Here is a 25,919-nt window from a genome sequence, read left to right as displayed (position 1 = left end):
ACCAAAAAAATTTTAAATGGGCGGCTGCTTCCTTATTATCGGTCACAGTGAATTCCATCATTTTATTTTCTTCCTGTTCTGAGTGCTCTCCAGTATCATTACGTTTTGATTGATATACAAAAAGGTGTAACCCTCCATTGTTGATGGGTTACACCTTTTAAAAATTGTGGACCTGTCTTAAAAGCAAAGGTTTCAGACCAATATACACAATTAAGGTGTATGCCTGCCCACATATTGATAAGTACCTTTCGGGTATGCAATCCACTCATCCTGCTGATTAAAAACGGGCGATCCGCATGTTATACCTTGTTTACGAACAAATGTCCCACCTTGAGGAAACAATTGATCCTGCGAATGAGGCTCTCCAAGCACATCTACCACAGTTCCATGATATTTTAGTACATATGCGACCGTATTAAATTCGCTTGGGTTATAAAAATGACCCTCTGATTAAAATAGGAAACATTTGTCACATCCATAAAATCGTAAAAGATGCTGTTGATGATCAGATACGGTATTAATGGGTTAACCGGATATAGCGCTATGCTGGACACGTTCATGCGGTTTGTATTTTTCATGAATTGGTGAACCTCCAGCTCATATCCTTCTATTTTATGAGAAAAGTCACATTCTCGGTTGTAAAACAATTGCAGTACGATGCGACCGTCTCCACCATCGACATATTGTGAAAAGAACAAAAAAAATGCCTCCTGTGGTTCCTAATGAACCTGAAATATAGTCGCTCTGCCAGGCGGTACCACTAAATACAACGTGAACGTCCAGCTTTGTAACATCTAATTACGTCAAAGTTGAGCTATAAGTAGAGCCAGTGACTGTATAGGTGAAAAACACGCTCGCTCTACCACCTTTTCCATCCTCTGCTGTCACAAACACCTGTGTGCTTCCTGCTGATTTGGGCTTTAACGTAAGCTGTTGACTTGCTATTTCTGCTTTTACTACGTTTACATCTGAAGTGATCGCATGATACGATAGCTCATCCTGATCAGCACCAAAAAATACATTTTTTAAATCTACTAGTGTATCTCCAGAACCTACAATGCCATATTGATCGGGAGGAACTGTAGCTATGACAGGTACATGGTTAAGTGTGGGTGTTGGGTTCGTTATAGAACTACCACATTCCTCATGACTCACTGGAGCACCCGGGTGGAAAGCTCCCGTTGAGTCCTCAGTCATTAGACCTGCCGCACGCACCGCCTCTATATTAGGAAGGGCCCAACTCCCCTGTGTGTCATTAAAAGTTACTGCTTTCTCCGTTACGTTAAGCTTAAGTGCATTAGCCAGCAAAGCGACCATTTCCTTAGGCGTCAGTGGTTGATCTGGCTGAAATGAGCCATCTGGATAACCGGTGACCAGCCCTTGCTTCACAGCCTCCTGTACCACCTGCAACGCTTGGGACGACATATTGGATTGATCGGTAAAAGATACTGTATTCGCTTTGCTCACAATTACTGATGTGTCCCCTTTCTTTTCCACATGAACAAAGCTGTGGTCTTCATGCCATACCTGCCAGCAACGTCACGATTAGCGACTTCTGCCATTCTTTATTGGTTCTTAATCACCAGTTTCTCCTCGTACACGGTTCATTCTTTTGTTAGTGAAAAGATCTTATCATCCGCTTCTGAACCGATTCTGAACAACATTAAAATTTTATTTATTAACAATTGGAACTTGGTAGAGAAAAAAAGAGCACTTAGCCAGTTAGGGCTAAGCACTCTAAAATTTTCATAAACATTGATGTAGATACAGTATCAGGAAGTTATAGGCTCCCATTGAAAGGTAGCTGCTGACTTGGATGGAAGGGTTGATTTGAAAACGTGATTTCCCTGCCGAACCTTAAAGGTCTCTGTGTTCTCTCCCGTATTGGCGGCAATCAGGACCAGCGTACCGTCGGGGTTACGATAAGCGACTGTTTCGATACTTCCACTATAGTGGGTAGAATCAATACGTACCGCACCTGGACGAACAAATTTGCTGGCATGTCCAATCGCATAGTATTCTACATTTTTTGTAACGGCACCGCTTAACGGGTCGATGGTCACTACACCTCTGCAGTTGGTACATCCACCATTGGTGGGACCGCCGGACGGATCAAGTGCAATATTCCAAAAGAGGACATTTTGCGACCAGTTTCGAGGTGCGCCAATAATCAGCTTGGACATATCCCAGCTCAAATTATCTCCAAAGCCCGGGCTCCATGCTCCTCCGCTGCATTCTGTCATATAAACAGGCTTATCCGGAAAAGCATCGTGCACGTCAGTCATCGCTGTCGGCTCTCCTTTGTAGCAATGAAAGGCCGTTCCATGCGTATAGCTTTGAGCCTGTTCGTCTCCCAGCACGGTCTTTGCATACTCACTCCCTGTATCCCAATTATGGTCAAAGGCAATAATGTGGGTAGACAAATCGTTTCGGCTTAAAGCAGGGCCTAAGTATTGCTTGATAAATTTCGCCTGCTCTGCTGCTCCCATACTCATGCTGGGATACTTGGACGTAGTGAATTCAGGCTCATTTTGAACGGAAATCGCCTGAATGGGAATCCCCTCGTTCGCATAGGCCTGTATATAACGAACAAAATAGTCAGCATACGCCTGATAGACACGCGGATCGGTATAATCTAAATACCAGCCGTTGTATATCTGCTTACCATATTTCATCCAGGGCGGGGCTGTCCATGGAGTCCCCATAATCCGTAAATCCTGGTTTCTTCTCAGAATTTGCTTCAGCACATCAATCACATCCCGATCCTTAGCAATGGAAAAATGATTTAGTTCATAGTCCTTGCCTGTTGCCACATCATCGTAGGTATAGCTGCTAGGTTGTCCCTGTTCATCCACCGAATAATCTGATGCTCCAATGGTATGGCGAATATAGCTTAATTGAATGCCGCCGGCTGTAAACAGATCATTGAGCAACTGGTCACGCTGATTGGCAGACATGCCATGATTCATTAGATATGCGGACGAGCCGGATACTGCTGCGCCAAATCCTTCCATCGTCTGGTAACGAATATTGGGTCTAATCTCAACCGTCAGTATATCCGCACTCGCTGCAGCTTCGTTACTGTCGTCTAATTTCCATAGAATTGGGGCTTGCTGTGTTAGACGATTCTTCGGGTCCGGTGTGGTTAGCCACATACTAACATTCTGTTCGCCCGCCGTATTCACACCATTCTGCATATGCATAGCCAGACTGACCAGAATAGCACCAATCAAGATGATAGCTGCAACTATAAGCAGCAAGAAGTCAGAACGTCGTTGTTTTTGTAGTTTCTTCATCTAATGTCCTCCTCTCTCATATAATCAAACTGTCCCCATCGTTCCTCTATTACAGCTTTCACTAGGTTGTCCCTTTGCATACCTATTAGATCCTATTAGAATGGTTGCCTACTTATAGCAAAAAGAGAGCCGGTGCTAGTGCCCGTGCTCTCTTGAAATTTAACCACTTTAAAAGGAATATAACGGGATTACTTTTTTGCCTTTTCTGTAGAGATAGCTGGAATCGTAACGTTTCCTGTCAGTCTTGTATCCTGAGAGGAGCTGCCTACATAAATCGGAACTTCACCAGATGGCATAACCCATGCTTTGGATTTTTCATCCCAATAGGAGAGAGCTTTTGGGTCAAGCTCAATGCGAATCTTTTTCTCTTGGCCCGGCTTTAATTCTACCTTGGTCCAACCTGCCAGTTGACGGGATGGGGTCTCTACATTGGTCGGAAGCTTACCGCTGTATACCTGTACAACCTCAGCTCCAGCTTTTTTGCCAGTGTTTTTCAATTTAAGCGAAACCTCGACAGAACTTGTACGATCGGATTTCTTTCCACTCGCATGCTGTTTTATCTTCAAATCACTGTATCCGAAAGTTGTATAGGATAAACCGTGTCCAAAGGAGAATGCAGGTTGAATACCCGATTTCTCATATCCGCGGTAGCCTACAAAAATACCGTCTGAATAATCACCCACTCCATTGACACCCGGGAATTTCTCCGGTGAGGACACAGGTGTAGACTGCTCATTAACCGGGAAGGTTACTGGCAACTTGCCTGAAGGGTTTACATCCCCGAATAGGACGCGCGCTATGGCATTCCCTTGTTCTTGTCCAGCAAACCATGCTTGTACGATGGAAGGGACTTTGTCCTGCCAGGTATCCATTTGCACGGCTCTGCCGCTCATTTGTACGACAATGGTTTTCGGATTTGCAGCAGCAACCGCGCGGATCAACCGATCCTGATTGTTCGGCAGCTCCATATCGGAACGCTCCACATAGCCTTCACTCTCATACGTACGCGTGACCACAATCGCAACATCCGATTTTTTGGCCAGCTTCACAGCATTATCAATCAGCTTGTCTGACGTATCCGCCGGAGGCTCCCAGCCCAGACGAACCATACCGCCAGAATCGCGACCATTCGTTGGATAATCGGCACGATATTCAATACGTATCTTATGCTTTTCCCCTGCTTTGAGCGAGATATTTTTCTTCGTTGTTTCCAGCTTCGTACCTTGATTATCTACAAATAGCTTGTCATCGAGATACAGCTTGCTTGATCCCAAACTGGTTAATGACAATGCATAGTTGCCATCCTTGGGAGCTGCAATAGTCCCTGTCCAGCGTGCAGATATCAAACCATTCAGGGTCGTTGGTGTATTAGGAACTTTAGGGGACTTCGCATTGAAGCCCTGATAATTATAAAAGCCAAGGTTCATATTGACTTGATCATCATTGCGCACAAGAATCGGATTGCCTTCCATCTTGTTATTCTTCCAGTATTCGCCTCGCAGTCCCTGCTCAGCATCGCCATAAGTCGCATATCCAACACTGATATTTTCTTTCTGATCGGATGTGGTCAGCAACGAAGACGGTACAGCTGATGGACCTGGCATAATGTCTCCCGCAGAAATAGGGTCCGTGCCCGGTGCATACTGGACGGTAACTCCTTTGCCTACACGATTACGGATGCCTTCCAGCGGACTCACCGTGTACGTCGGATTCACCAACGAACTGCCTCCGCCTGCCACTGTGCCGTTATCTGCATCTGGACCAATCACAGCAATGGATTTGAGTTTGTCTTGGGACAACGGTAATACGTTGTTTTTATTTTGAAGCAGCACCATACTTTCCTCAGCCAATTGACGGGCTGTTTTACCATGGTCTCGGGCATCAATTTGATTATTTTGAGCCGGGTGATCAAACAAACCTTTACTGAACATTTGCACCAGAATACGTTTAGCCTTATCATTAATCGTTTGTTCACTTACTTTACCAGTCTTGACCGCATCCAGCAGCTGGTCTCCCCATTTACCATAAGGGGTTCCCGGTGTTTCCAGGTCCAAGCCGCTATTTGCCGATTCGACTGTACTCAGATTCGCGCCATAATCACTCATCACAAAGCCTTTGAATTGCATTTCCTTTTTCAAAAGGTCTGTCAGGATGGTCTTGTTCTCACATGCCGATTCGCCGTTGACCTTGTTAAAGGAGCACATAGCTCCGCCCAAATCTGCCTTGGCAATAGCCTCCTCAAACGGGCGTATGTAAATTTCATGTAGCGCACGGTCACTGACTTTGACATTTGTTGTGAAACGCTCCGTCTCCTGATTATTCATAAGGTAATGTTTCGCAGTCGCCAAAACAGGGTGGCTTTGTATACCTTTCACATAAGCGGTCGCCATTTGCGATTGCAGTAGCGGGTCCTCGCCCATAGATTCAAAGTTTCTCGATCCCCATGGAATACGGGCAATATCCATCCCCGGTCCAAGCACTACATTATGAGTTGTATTAAAAGCCTCGTCTCCAATCAAATCTCCATACTGTTTGGCAGCCTGGGTATCCCACGTTGCAGCCAGTGCAATAGGGGCAGGCAGCGCAGTTGATTGCTTGTCCTGCACATCCGGATTGGCGATCCGCACACCCGCAGGTCCATCTGCCATCTTTAACGCTGGAATACCCAACCGTTCCATCGAATTATTATAAAATCCATAATAATTGTTGACCTTACCGGTCACCAGATCTATTTTTTCCTCCAGCGTCATTTCTTGCAACAGTAATGCAGTTCGTTTCTCAGCCGACAGGGACGTGTTCATCCAAGGCCGATCTGTCCGGCTTCCTGCCGCTCCTGCAATATGCATAGGTCCGATCACAACAGCCGCAATGACTGTCATCATCACCATACGGAACGCCCATGTTGATTTTACTTTCACGTTTGTAATTCCTCCTTGATGTTTGGTCATGAGGTGAATGCCTATTCAACGCTCACAGGCTTGCAAAGGCTCTCGACCCTGCGATTTCCAACAAAAATCCAGAGCCACGAGGTAAGCAAGCAAGTCAGCAAAAGCCGCAATGGCTCAAGTGACACGTTTACCACCCTACCGCACATTTTCGGAAATTTCATTGAAAGTTTTTGGAAGAAGAACACTAGGACCTTCATTCTTTCTTATAAAAAGAGAGCGCTAACAATTCAGTTAACCGATCATAAGATTACACTTTTGTAACTTTTTAATGACGTATTTTTAACTATTTATAATCATAAAAAATGATTCATATGTCCCACACTTTGACATGCTTCTATGGTCTTTTTTAGCGTGCGACCAAAGCCTCTATTTAGGAAATTAGGAATACTTATGTATAAAAAAGTTCAGATAACAAAAAAATCCAGGAACCTGAACGGTCCCTGGAAGCACTGTGGATTCAATGTGATTATTCAAACGGATACCGAAGTCCCCACTGTGAACGAATCTGATCCATCAATTTCATAATTCCTAATGATTCATCCAAAGAAATGGTAGAGCTTTCGAGCAAACCTTCGTTCAAGCAGCGCCCGACTTCTTCTGCCTCAAAAGCATAGCCTGTAGAGGAACGATCATCCTGAAAGTTTTGCGCCTCTTCACCGTCCACAACTAAAGTAGCCGATGTACCATTCAGGAACGACGGAATGTGAATATAGCCCTTGGTTCCATGGATATAAGCTTCATTCGTCAGTCCGAGACGAACTGCCCCATTAAGCATAGCTGTACGTCCTTTTCCATAATCCAACATGATTGAAAATGTCTCATCTACGCCCGTTTCCCCGATATGGGCGGTACTCCATACATGCTCTGGCTCAGGGCCAAAGATCATCGAAGCAAAAGAAACGGGGTAAATTCCTGCATCTAATAATGCCCCTCCACCCAGCTCGGGATTCAATAATCTTCCCTCTGGGTTCCAATCTATGCGAAAACCGAATTCCGCCTTCACCAGCTTCACTTCACCAATACGTCCCGCATGGATCCACTCCCGCACTTGGCGAATCGGGGGCAAGAAACGTGTCCACATGGCTTCCATTAAAAATAGCTTATGGTCACGCGCGTAGCTGATTACTTCCTCCAACTCTTTGCTGTTGACGGTGAAGGGTTTCTCACACAAGACGGCTTTGCCCGCTCGAAGAGCCGCTAGAACATTCTCTTTATGAAAAGGATGAGGAGTCCCTACGTAAATAGCATCGACCTCGGAATCTTGCACTAATTCCTCATAGCTACCATAAGCCTGTGCCATTTGGTGCTTGGCCGCAAATTCGGTAGCGCTTTCAATGTTGCGTGATCCAACGGCATATCCTTCTCCATTCGTAACATGTTGCAAATCCGCAACAAACTGATCCGAGATCCATCCCGTACCAACAATTCCCCATTTAATCTTTTTGCTCATACTTGTATCCCTCCCAGTTGTATAGTTAACGTAGACTTACACGACCTTCTTCATTCTAGCAAACACCTGACCTAAACAAAAGGAATTCCTGTTCAGGGACAGTGTGCGTTGCAGCCGGCAGGAAGGCAGCAAGGCGAACTCGAATTCAATGTTGAACAGGAATTCCTTTAGGATCGTTCTTGGTTGAGGCCATTTATTGAATGGTGTATTTGTAAAACTTTTTATCCACTTTCATAACTGGAAAACCCATTGGCAATTCATCAAGAGCTATGCTAACAAATCCATTCTTCTCATAAAATCGATGAGCGGCTACGAATTGCGGTGTTGTTCCAAGATAGATTCCTTCAACAGACCGTTCCTTCGCCCATTCTATGGCATGCTGAAGTAATTGATTCGAAACATTCAAGGCTTTGCCTCTATAGTTTTGTTTGACAAACATCTTTCTGAGTGCTGTCTTATGGTTACCGATATCTAGCAAGGCGACCGTCCCTACTACGAGTCCTTCGTGAAGAGCCACCCAGAAGTTGCCGTTACCATGCTGATAAAAGTTTTCAATATCAAGCAGATCAGGCTGATCTTCTTTAGTGATGGGGATATTATATTCGTTCTGTTGAATATGTAAAATTAAATCGACAACTTGCGATTGATACTCGGTTGCGTACTCTTTTAAAAAGATACTATTTACCATCGCTGTATTCTCCTATTATCGTCAATTGTGATGTCGTAAGCTTTCCTTCAAAACACAGGAACAACTTTTTACGCATATCTCCTTATTCGTGCTCGATTCGTACCTAGTATTAAATAACTCAACCTCCGCAGCTAAACTGAGCCTCCACCTGCACAGTCGATGATTTGAAGCCTTGTCTAGGTGCGAACGTTGAGTTAATTATGATTTTCTTTATATTACAATTTCTATTCTACGCTTGAAGCTGTGCAAGAATTTGTGGGTCCTTGATCTTCTGATCCTCAGCCAACAACACTATTTTGGATAGAATCTCGGCTGTTCTTGGATCTTCATCCAGAAACGGCAGGAAGATGCGCCCACGATGCTGCGAATGCACTGGAATAATGTGCAGTGCTCCCTTCGCTTGCTTGTAGACCCCACCGCTTCCGAGGTGCACCGCATACTCGCCAAGATTCCCATCTATACGTGCGTAATTCCCATCTAAGCGTACATTGCTAATTTTCAGCAGACGAAGGGATTCCTGTACAATGACCTTACGCATTTCAACGGTTGTCAGACTAGCCTCTGGATCAACGCCACCTACATGAGCAACACTGACGACCAGATCCACGTCCCGCATAACTTCAGAGAACAGAACAGGTGGAACCTCCTCCATAGGCACGCTCTTATATGTTGTCCGATCAAAGAACTGCACGGTCTCCAGTGTAGGAGCTTCAGTATCCGCTGGTGAGAACCAGTCGGCCATGGCATACAGGTTCGCAATCAGATTCTCGGCATAGTATACCTTCTGGAGTCCGTCCTCATAGCTGACTGTCCATTGGCGGCCTTTTAGTAGAGATACCGTTTTATTCGGCTGTACCTGATGTCCCGCATATCGGCGGGAAACTGTCGCGTTGGCACGTTCATCAGTATTCAGCAGGTACAGCTCACGGAACACCTGCTTAAATGGCTGGCGTATCTGGCGGTCGAATAAGTCCTTCTGGAATTCGCTCCAACGACCACTTTCGTACAAATGAAGTGGATGTGCAATAATCAGCTTGTCCTCTTCTCCAATAGTATGCTGTTCAGCAGAAGGAGTAGTCAACGCTAATGTATCCCCGTTAAAATATCCGAGGTGCTCGCCAGCCTTGAAAACCAGTGTCCGCACTAGCGGAGCAAGCACAGGATTGCCTAGCAGTCCTCTTAATTCCTTCACCATAAAGGTCGTTCCAGACTCCATAGAGCGTTCCAATTCTTTGCGAGCTCTGCGATATTGGTCTACCAGATCTCCTTTAAGCTCTTTCAACGCCATAACATACTCATCCTTTTTGAAACGAGCCGGAATGGACTTCAGCGTCTTTCCTTTGCTGACAATTTCAATATCTGCCGTTCCTTCATCATCAATGACGAGTTGTATCGTTGTAGCCTCATCCAAGGCATGGGGCTCAAAATAAGAGCGGAGATCATCCAGCTTGCGAGCTTCCATGTCCCAGACGAGACGGGTTACGTCATCATAACCTGCGTTACGTGCTAAATTCCCGAGCGCAATCCGTGAAACGAGTGCCTCACTAGCCTTACGCTGTGCCCCGAATTTCTTGCTTTGTTCCAGAAACTTCTGAATAAAATCATAACGTTCGCGGACATCTAGTTCAGGCGGCTGAGCGAGTGGAATCAAACTGTAGGTCAGCAAATGGTCTTTGTTTCGCTTGTCTTCCACTGATTTTTCCATTTCACTCCGTTTCAGCTTACCCAGCGTCGCATCCGCAAACAACTGGGATCGACGATGATTGGCTCCAGCCGAAATATACTTGGCACAGTCGTACAGCAGATCAAATCGTTCCTCGCCCAACGTCTCATAGGCCTCATGAAACCAGTGAATATCAAAGGCACCATCATTAAAATCCTGCGGAGCGATCGGTGAATAATGAGCTACAATCGTTTCCTTCTCAGCCGAAAAGCCTTCATTGATATGCGCATGGAAGTACCATGCTGCACTGCGAAGTCCTTCCCACCCGAGATAGCTTGCTACAATCTCAATCCACTGTGGGGCATACATTGCCGCCTCTAGCAGACGTTTATCTGTAATTTTAGTGTTCTTCAGCTTCTCCTTGAGTAATGCAGCATCCTCACCATCACTTGGATAACATGCCTTGAGCAAGTGGCTGAACGATTCTTTTTTGGTAATACGATCACCGTAGCCATACACATAACCACGCACGAACGTTTCCTTGTCGAGCCCCTCCAGAATACGGATAAAATAATCCATGCCTTCAATCCGGCTCAGACCCATCACCTTTGACGTAGCTTCGGTAGGCAAATCGCCTCGAACCAATTCAACCTCCAACAGTCGATCAATAACCGTACGACGTATCTCCAAAAATTCTGGCTTGCTGGAAATCCATGTATTGCGGGCATTGGTTAAGGTGCTCATATGCCTTCTGCTTTCACTACCGGCCAGCAGCTCCCGATACAGTTCACCTACACCAATCAGCCCTTTTTCATAGGCTTTGAAGTAATCCTCCAGATCCAGCGGAGAATAAAAACGATTTTCCATGCCTGGCCATTCTGCGTAGTTCACAAAGGTATGGAAAAAGCGCTTAAAGGACTCATTATCATGGACTCGCCCTTTCTCCAATGCCACCCACGGGCCGGACAATAAATGAAACATTCCCATATCCTCTACAGGTCTATCCTTAGGCATGCTCTGCATTAGTGAATTGAAGGCAAGGTCGATTACGTCAAATGTTTCGGAACCGGCTGTGTCCATAAAATAAGCATTAATTAATGTGCTTACCTGATCGGAATAGTTCAGCTCTGCCATCCACTTTTGAACCTCGTTAATCCGCTCTAAAGGATACAATTGTTCGGCGAAGTCTTTACGCCAGCCTTCTAGCAGCTTTTGCTTGCTTTGTTCTGAATAGCCAAAGTTAAATGAGAAATATCGATAGTAGCGATCCAACGTTCGGTCCATGGGCTCCAATCGATCATAAAAAACAAGCTCCAGCAGTTCACGCGCTTCTATGCCGCTTTCCTGCAAATAACGGTCCCACTCCTCGTAAAGAGGATATAAAGACAGCCTGGAATCTACTTCTTCATCGACCTGAACCAGCCGTAGAGGGCGAAGATTCGTCCCAATAAGCAATGTATCTTTGTAGCCTGAATAATACTCCGCAGTATATTCCACATCACGATGATGATGAACAAGCTCATCCAGTCCACTCAAGAACTGCTTGAGCTTCTCCAATGGACTAGCAAAAACATCGGCCATTCGGAAATCACCCAGATCAACCTTCTCTTCCAGCCAAGCTTCCTTGACATTCGGATCGTACAGGCCAAAGCCGTTTGTCCCTGTATAAGCATCCTCCTGTCCCAGCTTGGCCAGCAGTTGCTCCTCTTTGGCAGTGGGTTGCTGAATGATATCCGCTAAAGCCCGCAGATTTTCATACTGCTGGGCACGATCAGGGTCTGAATATATCTTTGTCAATATTTCCAGTCCACCCAATCGTTGCAGCTCCGCCTTCGCACGAAGCAAGCGTTCCAATGAGCCAGCGAGCGGCTCTTCCGATTGTGAAAGCAACACACCAATGACACTTTGTCGCAACGAGCCTGTCTTGAGCTTTAATAAGGCTTCCATTTGCTGCATTTCTGGCTCCGACAACGTCATTTTACGGGCCTTGGCCACAGCGAACCCACGGATACTCATACTTTTGTCAGACAAGCTGGAAAAAATAAAATCGCGCTGTACCGCATCCTCAGTGTTCTGCACAAAATAATTCAATATCTCGCCGCGCAGATTAGAGCTAATCTGATCCTTTAAGTCTATAATTTCCCCAATCCAGGAAGCGTCCATATCATAGCCAGCAAGATAGAGCATTTTTTGAATTGGTGCATCTGAGCGGTAATACACATTTACATAATCCAGCACCTTGGAGGGCTCGGTAGACTCACCCTTTTTCATATGTGCAAACAGATTATGAAGTCGTTCAAAATCCTTACGCCGCTCATCTTTGCTCTCCAGCAAAGGAGTACGCGCCACTTTAACGATTCGGTCCGCGACTGTCCCGCCTTCTACCCATTCATAAAAATAATCAGTTATATAGTTCGTCAGTATCCAATAGCGAAGCTCCGGGTCCGTCTCATCCAGATATTCTCTCGCAATTCCGAGGCGCAGATCCTTGTTTTTAGTATTAGACAGTACATACTGTGCTACAATCTTCTGGTATGCTGCTCCCTGCTCCATAAGTTGGCGAACCTGTCCATATAAATCACGTTCCTCATGTACTGCCGTAGCCCACAAACTTATATATAGTTCGTTAGCATTTGAGCTGGTCAGCCATTCCTGGCGCAGTTCACTGCGAGTCAATGCTTCATATGCCTGCTCAATCAGTTGGCGAACGACCCGCTGGTTGGCGGATTCCAAGCCCATGCCCGTCCAGACTGCAAGCGCCCGCACCACCGAACTGTAACGAATAAAGCCTTGGTCGATGATCACCTTTAACAGATAAATAAGAGCCTCTGTAGTTCCTTCATCCATTTGCTCCACAATGCTTTGGCGCAATCCCTCCTGAAGCTTGGCCGCTGTCAGCAGCTCGCCAATCATGTGATAATTCTCTTCTTGATGGCTCAGCAGCATACCTTTAATCATATTGCGCGTCAGTAGCGCTGCCTGATTATCCCCATAAATAATAGCTTTTAGCGCCTCAAGCACCTGTGAATTGCCATTGTCCAGCTCGTAAGCAATCCAATCACCAATCGTTTCCTGAATCCGGTAATCCCTGCCCGGTTCATATTCTTTTTTCGTTAAATAATCCATTACAGAGAATCCGATACAGTCCATTCGGATCAACTGCACCATTTTTTTATACACCCGGGAAGTATGAGCGGTAATGTCCGAAGTGCGAAACGGTCTGCGCTCATATCCTGTGCTGTATGGATATTCGGTCACATGCTCTGTTAGATGTGCGAACACATCGCCAGTTGTTTGTCCAATTAGAGCACGCAGTACCTCTGCCAGTGGCTTGAACAGCGGTTCTCCGCTTTCTGCCGCTCGTTCTTTCAATAGTCGCTGACATTCGGTAAATGGCTCCTCGACCTCTTGTATGTAATGAAGCTTGCCCAGTTCCACAACATACTGAGCCAATTCCTGTTGTTGTCCACCCAGTTGCGCTGCGCGCTCTTTCAGTGTGGCGAAATATTCTTGTTCATTGTTCTCCTGATGCATATTTCGTCTCCTCCTCTACCATAGGCCTCCAGCCAACATTGTGAAGCGTATAAATACAATCTCATCCCCTGCATGAAGTGACAAAGGAGCGTCCAGTTCAATTGCTTCCTCATCACATACAAAAACCCTATATAAACCATCCTCAAAGGCCTGCATCGCCGTGTTCACGGCAGCCTCAATATCAGGAACACCATCATTATATATGGAACCGAATCCAACTTTGCCTGTCTCGCCTTGTGCCTGAACTTCCTCTCCTGTAAGGAACGGAATCAACGCAACACTCTCCTGCTTTTCCCGTAGCTTTTGAACATTCAGGGCAACGGTTGCAGTAATCAAATCTCGCAATGTTTCTGGAGTAGGGCTCAGCTCTATTTCCTGTTGTGCGAGTGCGGGCTTGCGCTTTCCCAAACTTTTTACAGTTACAAACAGCTTCATATCGTTTCCCTTCCTTCTTTATTGACGCTTTTGACCCGTTGTCAGCTGAATTTCTCGATCCTCCTACAAACATCGCTTATAAAAAAAACGAATGTTTGTTCGTATATTTATTTTAATAGGTTCCTTATCATTACTCTATCATCCTTTATGACCAAAATTCACAGTGCTGTAATACACTAAAATCTTAAAAAGTAAGACTTTGTACCCTGATTTCGATGAAATTTATCCATATTAAGGTTGAAAAAGAAAAAGACCTGCACAAGGAAAACCATCTGCTCTTCACAGACTTCACTCCATTGTACAGGTCAAATATCATCATAAAATAATATTTCAATACTTATTTATTTTAAAATGCTGGAACCACGCTATCCTTGTAATTGTCCTCAAAAAATTTGCGTACTTCCGGTCCAGTCATTCGTTTTGCCAGCTTTTGAATGGCATCGGAATCTGCATTATCCTTACGCGCTACCAAATTAATGGCAAAGTGCGTATCATCTTTTTCGGTAATCAGCGCGTCCTTCTTCGGTGTCAGACCGAGCGGCTTGGCATATGCGGGATACATGGCAGCCATGTCCACATCATCCAGCGACCGCGCCAGCATCAACAAATCCACTTCTTTAAACACAAACTTTTTCTTATTCTCAATAATATCAGCCTGTGTAGCATTATAGCCTACGCCTTCTTTAAGCTTGATTAGGCCGTTTTGCTCCATCATTACTAAAGAACGTCCCGTATTGGCCGGATCATTGGCAATGGCAATCGTCGCACCTTCGGGCAGGTCTTTAACGTTCTTGTATTTTTTGGAGTACGCGCCATAAATGGCGTTGTAAATTGGTTTTACCGCTACCAAATCAGATTTGTTGCTTTCATTATATTGTTGCATAAAGGGAGCATGCTGAAAGAAGTTAGCATCCACTTCACGGCTTGCCAATGCGTTGTTCGGTTGGATATTATCTGACAGCACGACGATTTCCAGATTGACTCCGTCCTGTTTAAGCAGTGGCTTCACGATATCCAGCACATCTGTCATCGGCGGGATTAGCGTGGCTACTTTCAAGGTCACTTCTTTTTGGGATGCTGCTTCTTTAGTTGTTGTTTCTTGTGTAGCCTGCTTTTGACCACCGCATCCGGCAACCAGCAGCATAACCACTGCAAATAGTGTAAGTAATTTCAAGTTCGTTTTCATGTTGTTTTTCCGACTCATTCGATGATGAACCTCCAAATTAGTTGTGATTGGGAAGATATAAAATGAGTTACAGTGGGAGATCGAGCCGCTCCGCTTTTGAGATACTGTAAAGTCATTTTTATTTCCCATAGTGGGTGGTGCAAGTGAAAGCCATACAACTTATCATTTACCGCTTGTCGATCCGGCGGGATATGGTGCTTCCGGTGAACTGGATCGTTTGTACGAAAATAATCATAACGACGATGGTGAACGCCATCAAGCCTGTTTCAAATCGCTGGTAACCATAGCGGATGGCAAAATCGCCTACCCCGCCGCCGCCCACAATGCCCATCACCGTGGAGTAGGAGATGAAGCTAATGGTGGACGTGGTCAAACCCAGTACAAGTCCGGAACGGGCTTCCACGTACAGAAATTTAAAAATAAGCTGGAGGGTGGATGCTCCCATAGAAGTAGCGGCTTCAATCACACCCTTGGGCACCTCAAGCAACGATTGCTCCACCAGTCTCGAATAATAGGCGATGGCTACCACTGACAAGGGAACCGTAGCAGCCATCGTGCCCAGCGCCGTACCTACCACCAGACGTGTAAATGGAATCATAAACACCACGAGCAGCAAAAATGGGAACGAGCGGATGACATTGACCAGACTGTTCAGTATGGTGAAGAACAGCCGATTTTCATATTTTTGCCCTTTACCGCACAAATATAAAATCGTTCCTGCCGGAAGCCCTAACAGTACAGCTGCTGCGATAGAAATCCCCACCATGATAAACGTCTCCCCGATGGCTTTCCATATCTCTGACTGATACTGTGCAATGATGTTCAACATGTCATTCATCAGCTTCACCTGCTTCCAAGGTTGAACCTACCATAGGATCAGCTACATGTTTCGTTGAAAGTAATTTCCCGTCCCGCATTTCGGATACACGGGTACAAATATTGCGTACCACGTCCATATCGTGTGTGACGATTACAATCGTAACTCCCAGTTCACGGTTGATCTCCCTTAACACGCCCAGAATATCAGCGGTCGTCTGCGGGTCAAGGGCTGAGGTCGGCTCATCACAAAGCAGCACCGCAGGACGATTCGCCAGTGCTCTGGCAATCGCCACACGTTGCTTTTGGCCTCCGCTCAGCTGTGCCGGATACTGTTCTGCCTTATCCGCTAAACCGACGAATTGCAGGCATTCGCGCACGCGTTCCGCTCTCTCTTTTTTCGTGACACCTGCCAGTTCTAACGGCATTGCTACATTTCCACTTACCGTCCGATTATGAACAAGATGATAATGCTGAAAAATCATCCCTATGGATCGCCGCGCTTCACGGAGACGTTTTTCCGACATGCGAGTCAGATCCTCCCCGTTCACAACCACGTTTCCCTCATCCGGCCTTTCCAATACATTCATCAACCGGAGCAACGTAGACTTGCCGGCACCGCTGGCACCTATGATACCGTGAATTTCCCCTTCCTCCACTTGAAGGGACACGGATTGAACCGCATGAAATGGGCCGCTTGAGGTGGTATAATGCTTGTTTACCTGATGCAGCGTAATCATGAAACTTGGCCTCCTGATGATCCATTACTGCGGGAAAATGTAATAAGCCCGCCAGCCCAGGCGGGTCTGTACGAGCCGTCAATTCCCATTGCATTAATATACCACAGAGCAGAAATCGGGCAAAGCCTTTTGACAACAATTAACGTACATCCCATACCCCCACATAAGGAAAGCAGGTACCAAGTCCCCAAGCCAGTATCAGCAGCACCACAAAATAAAAAATAAATATAATATCTACAGCCGAATAGCCGATCGCATAATAATACGTGCGCTTGGTTTCATTAGCAAAACCCTTGGCTTCCATGGCAATAGCAATGCGCTGCGCACGCCGGATACTTTGAGCAAGCAGCGGAATTGCGTACCTGCGCAGCGTGGCATACATATTCCATTTGGACACATGCTGATGCAATCCTCGAATGCGGTGAGCGTGTCTCAATGCCTGAAATTCCTCCAGCATCATTGGCATCAACCGCATAGCTGCCAAAAAGCTGTACGCATACTTGGGAGGAAGCTTCCATTGCTGCATCAGTGAATAAAAAAGGCTCACCGGACGAGTCGTTAAACCAAACAGCAACCCTGCTGCGGCCATACTCAGTGCACGAAAGCCCAGATGCATGCCTCGAAAAAAGCTTTCCTGCGTAATATGGATCAGGCCCCATGTCCACCAGGTCGTCACTCCCTTGCCAAACATCATCATGCCTGTTGAGGTTGAAATAAACACCAATATAAAGGGAGATCCGTACAGCAGCAGCCGCTTCCATGGATGGCCTGACCAGACAAGCAACAGCAGCATAGCACATGTAACATTAAACATAACGTTCGGATCATGGATGACTATAACGATCACAAACAGCAGGGAAAACATCACAAGCTTTAGGCCCGGATTCACACGATGCAGCCATGTTTCATGATGAGGAAAGGACAGACTCATACTGTAGTTCCCCTTTCAATCCGCCATATATCGGTACAATATCGACGGACAATTTCCGGGTCATGCGTAACCATCACAATGGCCGTGCCTGCCGCTCTCAGCTGTTCCAACATATCCAGCATGACAAAGGTATTACGCGCATCCTGCCCAAAGGTCGGTTCGTCCAGCAGCAGCAATTCCGGTTCCCGGATCATTGCTGTAGCAATACTTAATCGTCTTTTTTGACCCAGCGAGAGCTGATACGGATGGCGCTCATCCAGCCGCTCCAGTCCGAACTGTATAAGCATTCGATTCACTCGTTCTCTGCACTGTTCAGCTGTAAACAAACTCTTGGGTAACGAATACTCCAGTTCACTTCGCACAGTGTTCGCTACAAATTGCAGTTCTGGATTTTGAAACGCGAACCCAATCCGCTCAGCCAGCTGCTCCGTATTGCCTGCCTCAGCTCCGCACATGCGATAACGCCCCTGCGTGTGAAGTAAGCGCATCATAGAGAGTAGAAGCGAGCTTTTGCCAGCTCCGTTTTCACCGACCACGCCAATCCAGTCGCCAGGCTTCAACTGTGCTTGCTCCACATAAATGACTGAACTCCCTCCCCGAAGTCCGCTAAAATGTTCCAACTCCAGCAAATTTGTTGTACATGCTGAAGTGGACGGACTATCCGCAAGCAACGCATCATTCTGCTGCGTCATAGAATCATTCCAACGTGGTGAAGACGATTCATCCCATACTCCCGGATACCACACGCCATACTCGGATAATGCCTGTCGGTGTATATGAAATACTTCTTCCGCCCTTCCGTCCGCAATAATCTCCCCTTGAGCAGAAAGCACCACAATCCGATCCACATCCTGGACAATTTCATTAATTTTATGCTCTACAATCACCAGCGTCTGGTCTGCCGAAATGTTGCGAATGGTATCCCACACCTGTGTAGTACCTTCCTCGTCCAACAAGGCTGTCGGCTCATCCAGAAAAAGCACTTCCGGTGCCATAGCCAGCACCGATGCAATCGCCAGCCGCTGTTTCATTCCTTGTGACATGCTGGCAATGGGCAGATGTATATCATCCGTTGGAAGACCAACCTGCATTAGCAGCTCGCGAATACGGGATGGCATCTGCTCCCTTGGAACCTGCTTATTTTCCAATACAAAAGCCAGTTCCTCGTCTGCATATGACATACAAAACTGTGTGTCGGGATCTTGAAATACAATACCAGAGAGACTCGGGATCACGGCAGCATCGTATTTCATAGGCACTTCTATCGTGCGTGGAATCAGACCGCTCAGCACCTGAAGCAGCGTTGATTTGCCGCATCCGCTCGGCCCCAGTAGCAGCAGCTTTTCCCCTTTGCGAACAGATAAGGACATATTGTGAAAAAGCAGCTCTTGCTCACCGGGGAATTTCAACCGAAGACGGGTGATCGAAGCCACCACATCTTCGTTGGCCGGGCTCATCAATCCAGCCCCTTATAATCTTGTTCCGTTGCCGGTCTCAAACTTCGCGTAACACCGGTTACTTCCAATGCCTTAGCCAGATAGAAAGCGAATATTCCAGCAATCACAATACTGCCAATCATCCGAAATCCAATATACAAAACATAGTTCCAGGTCGATAGCTGATCAATATATCCATAGCTGAAGTCTAAAATCAGAGAAGTGACAGCCGCTCCTGCCGCAGCTAGTGAAGCAACCCACAGGTTGGCGTTCCGATACAGAAAAATCGCAAAGAACAGCTCCGCTCCCAAGCCTTGCAGCAAACCGTAGTACAAGGTGGACATGCCCCATTCACTTCCCAAAAAGGCACTGACGGTTGCCGCGGCCACCTCTGCCAAAATCGCAACACCCGGTTTGCGAATGATAAGATAAGCGAACGTGCCAGCCATAAACCACATGCCATACATCAGTTGCTCGGCGTGCAGACCGAATGGTTTCATCAAATCATAGGCAGGTCCCCATATTTTGTAGACCAGCCCAAACACCACGGAGATTACAATCGTGACCAAAATATCAGTCAGCTTCAGCCCTTTGGACACTCTTACATTCGTATTCATTGTTGATACGCTCCCCTTTTTCTTTAAAATAGGCCATTTGGCCATAAAAAAAAGCCTGTCCGGAGCTGAATCTCCAGGCAAGCTTTATGCGCAGTCATAAAATGATCACCATACATTATCAGTTGTCGACATATCTCATATAGCACAGCAGTCTACTGCACTAAAACCAAGCCAAAGTCAGGTACAGAACAAGACATGCTTGTCCGTCTGCAACTTTTTACAGACTGTAGCTCATTAACTTGATATAGGATATGAAACGTATCCATCGACTAGCCGCCGCTAATCGGCGGTATTCCTGTTTCTTGTAAGGTGTTCTAGGTTTCTCTACGCTGGCATTACCCAGATCAGATTTCACGGTCGGCGGCAAGGGCCACCCTCTCAGCCTGACTATCTCAAGCTCCCGACAATGCTTTTTAATTCACTATAATATATACCACATCCATGGCTTTGACAATCCTATAATCCGAAGAAACGTTTGGCCGTTTCCGTCGTCGCAATTTCGATCTCCATCATGCTGCGGCCTGTGCACTCGGCAATCGTAGCGGCGATGTGAGCGAGATACACCGGCTCATTACGCCCTTCTTTGGGCTTCACGGGCAAATTACGCGGGGTCAAAAATGGAGCGTCCGTTTCAATCATCAACCGGTCCAATGGAATATCCCTGACCAGCTCCCGCAGATGCTTGCCGCGCCCTTCATCACAGATCCAGCCCGTAATACCGATATACAGTCCCATCTCCACATACGTATGCAATTCCTGTGCAGTACCGGTAAAACAATGCACCACCGCTTTATCAACAAGCCCCTGATGCTCTCGCAACATAGCGACAAAGTCCTCATGCGCATCTCGTTCATGCAGGAATAAAGGCATATGCAGCTCCCCCGCCAGTTGAATCTGCTCTCCGAACCATCGGCGCTGTACATCACGCGGAGAAAAATCACGGTTATAATCCAACCCGCATTCCCCTATGGATACGACCTGCGGCTGAGCCACAAGTTGGCGGAGCTGCTGAATCGTATCTGTGCTGCAACTTTTGGCATCATGGGGATGCACGCCAGCCGTCGTGTACAGTTTACCCGGATAACGAGCCGCATACTGAGCAGCCTCCCGACTGCTCCGGACACTGGTTCCGGTAATAATTAACGGTGTAATTCCTGCAGCCGCTGCTCTCTCTACCACCTGTTCCCGATCTGCATGAAACGAACGGTGCATCAAGTTCACACCAATATCAATTAACGGTGTACTCCTATCCATCTCAATCCCTCCTTCGCAAACTACAATCTCGGATCAATCGGCTCCGATTCCAAAGATAGCGCGGCAAGGACGCATTCATGAATACGATCCACCGTATCCTTACGGACAAAACGTTCCACGCCCTCCATACCAAGCGCTCCTTCCATCAGGGCATGACGCTCCTTTTTGTTCGTTCGGCGCTGCTTCAGACGTTTTAAATTCTCAGGGGCAAGATAATCCATACCGTAAATGATATGCAAATACTTCCGGCCTCTCACCTTGATTGCAGGCTGAATCATCTTGTCCCGATTTTTCATCAAAAAGCGTTCCGGCTTGATCACAATGCCCTCATGACCATCCTCTGTCATCTCGTTCCACCAGCGGATAACCTCTTCCTCGCTTGCTTCGTCCGTGATGACCCGATACTCTGTCTCCATAAACAGCGAGGACAGTCCTGCCAGCTCCCGGTTGTGCTCCATATGCCAAAGATGAGATTGGTCAAAAAACGTCCGGCCGCTGTGGGCCAGTGTATGAAATGGTGCAATACGAATTTCATCCAGACCGTCTACATCCCAGCAATATTTTTGAAAAGCTTCTTGGAACGTTACGGCATTGCCATATTTCCGTTCCATTTCCTCCAGCCAGTCTCCAACCTCCCGACCTGCAGCCTTCGCTTGCTTCAGCTTGTCTACCAGCTTACTGCGATCCAGCAGAGCTGCTTCACCCACATGCGCATACTGTGCAGCAATCAGTTCCCGAGCCTTGAGATTCCACGGAACAATTTCCGCATCCAACAACACGAAATCCGTCTGATTCCGCTCAAAATACCCGGCAGTCTGTAGATCGGCATTCAGCTTTTCCAGCACCTGCTTCGCAAGGCCTGATTCAAAGAAAGGGCGGCCGCTGCGGCTGTAGATCGTGCCTAATGTCGGGTATCCTACATATTCGACAGCAGCCTGTTCGTTTTTGAATAATAGCAAAATCGCCCGGCTACCCATATGCTTTTTCTCCGCTACCATCGTTTGTACGCCTTGACCACGATAATAAGCCAGCGCCTCACGCGGATGCTCCAGATATCCTTCTTCTACGGAAACCGTGGGAGCAGGACTCATAGTTGGTGGAATGTACACCAGTTCCTCCATCGGTACTGTCACATGTGACACGGTATCTATAGCGGATTTGACCCATTCTCCTTGTACGCGCACTTCGCCATACGATTCCGTCAGTACACTGTAACCAGCGATGAGCTTACGTAAATTCGGCGGGGAAAACCGTTTTTTCTGCCACCGGACAAGTGGGCTATCGGGGTCATTCGCATAATTCTCATGAGCCGGAACGCTGACAAATTCCTTTTCCGGATAACGATAAGCGGTCAGCATACCGCCAAATACCACACCCTGATCAATATTCACCGTCTGGTTCACAATCGTAGGCTGCGGTCTCGGATCATGTCCCCATACTACTATTTCTCCCGATTCATGGTCTACGAACCAATCTTTGCGGATTGGTTTTCCGTCTGCATCCTGACCATCCGTATCTCCATAACGACAGTAATCAGAAATACGTGCCGACTGTTTGCCAATAAAATGATCCTTAATCCCCGCATGAGTCACAACCAGGTGTCGCAACCCATTTCTGCCGAAAATTAGATGAGAGGGCGCATGTAGCAGAAAATCCCTCAGCTCGCCTCTAAGCTGTTCCGCTGCTGCCTTGCCCACCTTTTGTTCATATTGAACCAGTTCCTCTGCGAATCGTTCATCTCCATGATTGAGAGTTACTTTTCTTCCATCAAGATAACGACCGATTTTCCAGCCATGATTGCTATCAATCATGTAGGCGAGTCCGGCATCCACGTGCTTTTTCCAAAACTGCACCGCTAGTAACGATTCTGGGCCACGGCTCATCACATCCCCAACGGATACCAGTCTTCTGCCTTCTGGATGATGGTATAGTCCTTCCGTATCTTCCATATATCCGAGCCGCTCTAACACCTCCAGCATCTCCCGGTAGCACCCGTGGATGTCACCAATGATATCAATGCCTGCACCTATATCATGAAACAGCGGCTGAGCACGGCGAGCGAAGTTAAGCTTTTCTACATCCTTGAGGACATAACAAGCGTTAAAACCTTCTTCCCGGATACCGCGCAGGTTCCGCTTTAACAGCTGTGCCTGCTGCTTGACCCGTTGGCGACCACGCGGATGCGCCCTACCTGCATCACGTTCCAGCAGCACAGATTCGGGTACATCCAGCACCAGAGCCATCACAGGTACATGCGCCTTGGCTGCCAGCTGTACATATTTCTGGCGATCCTCAGCATACAGATGGGTGGCATCCACAACCGTCAGCTTATTCAGACGACAGCGCATAGCCAGAATGGTATCCATCGCCTCAAACGCCTTGGCTGACATTTGCTGGTACTCATAAAACAGCACGTCCGATTCCAGCCTTGGAAGTCCGCTCCAGTCTATAAATTCCGTATCTCCGACCAGCTGGCGAAAATGATCTGAGGATACCACTTCCGTTTTCAATAGAATCCCTTCGCTCACCAACCTGTCCAGTAAAGTGGTTTTGCCACTATTCGAGGCCCCTACCAACACAACCAGTCCAGCATGCGGTAGATTAATCGTTCGTTCGGATGAAATGCTCATGAAGTCTTCGGCTCCTTTCTGCGCGTAAATACAGCCATTTGGGTCGGTTGTCCAAAGCCTTCGACCTCTTCTCCGATCCCTTCCAGCGCTAATGAATAGGGAGCTTCCTCAATCCAATGCTCGCATCGTTCACGAAACTCGCTTCTGCTCCATTCAAAACGATGATCGCCATGCCGCAGCTCTTGCTGATCCATACGATACACCTCATTATATTCGCGATTGGGAGTCGTCACGATCAGCACACCCGGCTGATATTCTGTCACAATCGTATCCATCACCCGGTTCAGACGATGCTCATCCACATGCTCAATGACCTCACACAGGATCATCACATCTTTTCCCCTCAATTGTTCATCATAATAAAAGAGAGAGCCCATCATAGGTGTAGGGCGAATTGCATCGGCATGCCTTTCAAGCTTGGCAAAACGCTCCACAGCCCTCACCTGTGCATATGCAGACGGCTCCACAGCCCAAATCTCTTCAATGCCCTTGATTCGAGCCATCCGAGCCGAAAGCTTCCCTTCCCCTGATCCAAAATCTACGATTTTCTGTCTTCGGGGCAGCTTGCGAATCACATCCATAATGGCTTGATACCGCAGCTCATTTAGCCGCATTACAGGCTGTTGCTTTCCTTCCTCCAGTGACTGATCTTGCTGCTGATCCTGTTCGTGATTATGGTTTTGTTCTTGGACCGCATGTTTTTCAGTCTGTGTAGCAGCAGAATCAGATTGCTCAAATTGCTCAATCAGATTGGTAAAATGAAGCGTGCGTCGAATGATGAGCTCGCGCATCGGATGCTCTTGCAGCCAGCCTTCACCGTAACGTTTCAGCTTATCAAACTCTTCTTTGCTAATATAGTAGTGCTTATAATTATCCAACACTGGAATTAACAGCAATAACTGACGCAGCGCATATTGCACCGTCTGATGGCCACTTAGCGTGACATATCTGACGGTGCTTCGATTTTTCAGCTGAAAAGAATAATCCGCTTTCCCTCGTTCGATGGTCACTTGATAGCCCAGCGGCGCAAATAGTCCCTCCACCACAGCATCCGGCAAATCTGACGCAACAGGCCCAAACGATAACTCCAGCGCAAAAGGATGCGTCACCCATGCTGCATAGTCTTCCTTGGGCTTGCCGTTCAAGGCCGTGCCAAGCGCGCCGCGAATATAGGTGCAAAACAAGCTGCTGGTTACAAACTCCCGATCATTAATATATTGTGTAATGTCATAGCTATCCGGACTATTTTTGAGCAAATCTATCGAATCTGGCGAGGCCTGAATGACGATTTCTGCCTCTTCCTCCGTAAAAACGGTGTACACCATGCGTACACGAGCACCCTTTTCCGTGCGATCATACGTATTGTAAGGGTTCTTGGCGAGCAAATGCGAAATCATCCCGGCATTGTTTCCGGTTGCTCTTAGCGTGATGTGCATACTCCACTTCTCCTTCCCAGCTTATGTTTTCCATACTTCATTCACCGCAGCGCGGAACATCTCGTCCAATTGCTGATCCCGTCCGCCCTCCATATGCTGAAGCAAAGGCGCCTTCTGTTCAAAATAAGCAATTTGCTGCTCAATAAAATCATTCACCACTGAAAGCTGCGGCTCCATATCCAGCTCCTCGCCCGCTTTTTTACGTTCCAGCAAATGTTCGATCACCTGATAAAGTTCGGTATCTACCGGAATGAATTCCGCTAGTAAGTCTACGAATTCTATAGGAGGCATACTGTTGTAACGTTCAATCCAGCCACAGGCCAGCAGCGGGCGCAGCACGTAAAAATACTTTTTGATCTTCACCTGCTCACCTTGCAAATAATCCCGATAGTTTCCTCGCGCCATATTCAGATAATGGTACATACAAGATTTCGGAGAGAAGGTTAACGGCGAGATCGCACGGATCTGATCAGCCACTGAATATTGCTCCAGATAGGGAACCGGAGATTGTAGCCATTCCAGCAAAGGCGGATTGGATTTGCGAAACAAATGGAGCGCCTTTTTCAAATCCCAGCCGTTTATATCCAGCGCATCGTTGATTGGTCGCTCAATCACATCCCGCTTATCAAAAATAGATAAATACCATTCTATGGGTCTTACATAGATAAATCGTACATCATAGTCACTGTCCTGTGAAGGAAACCCCCATGCCCGACTACCCGATTCACAGGCGTACACAATGCGCACCTGCTCCTCCTGCTCCAACGCACGCAGCTCACGCAAAATCGTTTCGCGCATTTCCGGTTGAATGAAACCCTGCCCATGCTTCGCATCTGTCATGTTGTTCCCTCCCTTATCC

The 25,919-nt window shown here is 46.9% G+C and carries 17 protein-coding genes and 1 pseudogene; all 18 read right to left on the bottom strand.

The genetic code is table 11. From position 1 onward, the window contains the following. Positions 1 to 395 precede the first annotated feature (395 nt). Positions 396 to 698, bottom strand: coding sequence for a hypothetical protein (locus tag ACN6NF_RS04765; RefSeq protein WP_474315603.1), 303 nt, complete (start codon positions 696 to 698; stop codon positions 396 to 398). A gap of 100 nt (positions 699 to 798) precedes the next feature. After that, positions 799 to 1,497, bottom strand: a complete 699-nt coding sequence (locus tag ACN6NF_RS04760) for an S-layer homology domain-containing protein (RefSeq protein ID WP_474315601.1) — start codon at positions 1,495 to 1,497, stop codon at positions 799 to 801. A gap of 275 nt (positions 1,498 to 1,772) precedes the next feature. Next, the gene (locus ACN6NF_RS04755; RefSeq protein WP_474315598.1) at positions 1,773 to 3,296 is read right to left on the bottom strand and encodes a glycoside hydrolase family 30 protein; all 1,524 of its coding nucleotides are present in this window, start codon (positions 3,294 to 3,296) and stop codon (positions 1,773 to 1,775) included. Between the two features lie 188 nt (positions 3,297 to 3,484). Further along, the gene (locus ACN6NF_RS04750; protein ID WP_474315595.1) at positions 3,485 to 6,214 is read right to left on the bottom strand and encodes a glycoside hydrolase family 3 C-terminal domain-containing protein; all 2,730 of its coding nucleotides are present in this window, start codon (positions 6,212 to 6,214) and stop codon (positions 3,485 to 3,487) included. A 496-nt stretch (positions 6,215 to 6,710) separates the two neighbouring features. Further along, complete coding sequence (locus ACN6NF_RS04745; RefSeq protein WP_474315593.1) at positions 6,711 to 7,694, bottom strand: Gfo/Idh/MocA family protein; 984 nt, start codon at positions 7,692 to 7,694, stop codon at positions 6,711 to 6,713. 193 nt (positions 7,695 to 7,887) lie between these two features. Continuing rightward, a complete protein-coding gene (locus ACN6NF_RS04740) occupies positions 7,888 to 8,382 on the bottom strand; it encodes a GNAT family N-acetyltransferase (RefSeq protein ID WP_474315591.1) in 495 nt (164 codons plus the stop codon). Positions 8,383 to 8,611: 229 nt separating this feature from the next. After that, positions 8,612 to 13,579, bottom strand: a complete 4,968-nt coding sequence (locus ACN6NF_RS04735) for a DUF5724 domain-containing protein (protein WP_474315589.1) — start codon at positions 13,577 to 13,579, stop codon at positions 8,612 to 8,614. Between the two features lie 15 nt (positions 13,580 to 13,594). Further along, positions 13,595 to 14,014 carry a hypothetical protein gene (locus ACN6NF_RS04730; protein ID WP_474315587.1) on the bottom strand — a complete coding sequence of 140 codons (420 nt, stop codon included), beginning with the start codon at positions 14,012 to 14,014 and terminating at the stop codon, positions 13,595 to 13,597. A 346-nt stretch (positions 14,015 to 14,360) separates the two neighbouring features. Beyond that, positions 14,361 to 15,218 carry a MetQ/NlpA family ABC transporter substrate-binding protein gene (locus tag ACN6NF_RS04725; protein WP_474315585.1) on the bottom strand — a complete coding sequence of 286 codons (858 nt, stop codon included), beginning with the start codon at positions 15,216 to 15,218 and terminating at the stop codon, positions 14,361 to 14,363. Positions 15,219 to 15,366: 148 nt separating this feature from the next. After that, positions 15,367 to 16,038 (bottom strand): methionine ABC transporter permease, encoded by a 672-nt coding sequence (locus ACN6NF_RS04720; protein ID WP_474315583.1) that lies wholly within the window; start codon positions 16,036 to 16,038, stop codon positions 15,367 to 15,369. Further along, a complete protein-coding gene (locus tag ACN6NF_RS04715; RefSeq protein WP_474315581.1) occupies positions 16,031 to 16,756 on the bottom strand; it encodes a methionine ABC transporter ATP-binding protein in 726 nt (241 codons plus the stop codon). The genes ACN6NF_RS04720 and ACN6NF_RS04715 overlap by 8 nt, the downstream gene beginning before the upstream one ends. A gap of 139 nt (positions 16,757 to 16,895) precedes the next feature. Continuing rightward, positions 16,896 to 17,687, bottom strand: a complete 792-nt coding sequence (locus tag ACN6NF_RS04710) for an energy-coupling factor transporter transmembrane component T family protein (RefSeq protein WP_474315580.1) — start codon at positions 17,685 to 17,687, stop codon at positions 16,896 to 16,898. Next, positions 17,662 to 19,144: pseudogene (locus ACN6NF_RS04705) on the bottom strand (ABC transporter ATP-binding protein). Before ACN6NF_RS04705 ends, ACN6NF_RS04710 begins: the two are co-directional and overlap by 26 nt. Continuing rightward, on the bottom strand, positions 19,144 to 19,740 hold the full coding sequence (locus tag ACN6NF_RS04700; protein ID WP_025364112.1) for an ECF transporter S component: 597 nt from the start codon (positions 19,738 to 19,740) through the stop codon (positions 19,144 to 19,146). Before ACN6NF_RS04700 ends, ACN6NF_RS04705 begins: the two are co-directional and overlap by 1 nt. 456 nt (positions 19,741 to 20,196) lie before the next feature. Beyond that, positions 20,197 to 20,994 carry a TatD family hydrolase gene (locus ACN6NF_RS04695; RefSeq protein WP_474315579.1) on the bottom strand — a complete coding sequence of 266 codons (798 nt, stop codon included), beginning with the start codon at positions 20,992 to 20,994 and terminating at the stop codon, positions 20,197 to 20,199. A gap of 20 nt (positions 20,995 to 21,014) precedes the next feature. Then, positions 21,015 to 23,624: a polynucleotide kinase-phosphatase gene (locus ACN6NF_RS04690; RefSeq protein ID WP_474315577.1), complete on the bottom strand. Its 2,610-nt coding sequence runs from the start codon at positions 23,622 to 23,624 to the stop codon at positions 21,015 to 21,017. After that, on the bottom strand, positions 23,621 to 25,060 hold the full coding sequence (locus tag ACN6NF_RS04685; protein WP_474315576.1) for a 3' terminal RNA ribose 2'-O-methyltransferase Hen1: 1,440 nt from the start codon (positions 25,058 to 25,060) through the stop codon (positions 23,621 to 23,623). Before ACN6NF_RS04685 ends, ACN6NF_RS04690 begins: the two co-directional genes overlap by 4 nt. A 21-nt stretch (positions 25,061 to 25,081) precedes the next feature. After that, positions 25,082 to 25,900, bottom strand: coding sequence for a nucleotidyltransferase domain-containing protein (locus tag ACN6NF_RS04680; RefSeq protein ID WP_474315574.1), 819 nt, complete (start codon positions 25,898 to 25,900; stop codon positions 25,082 to 25,084). Positions 25,901 to 25,919 lie beyond the last annotated feature (19 nt).

The sequence above is a fragment of the Paenibacillus sp. TSM33 genome, assembly GCF_056099025.1.
The sequence above is the reverse complement of the archived record's forward strand: the minus strand, read 5'-3'. Positions and strand labels throughout refer to the sequence as shown.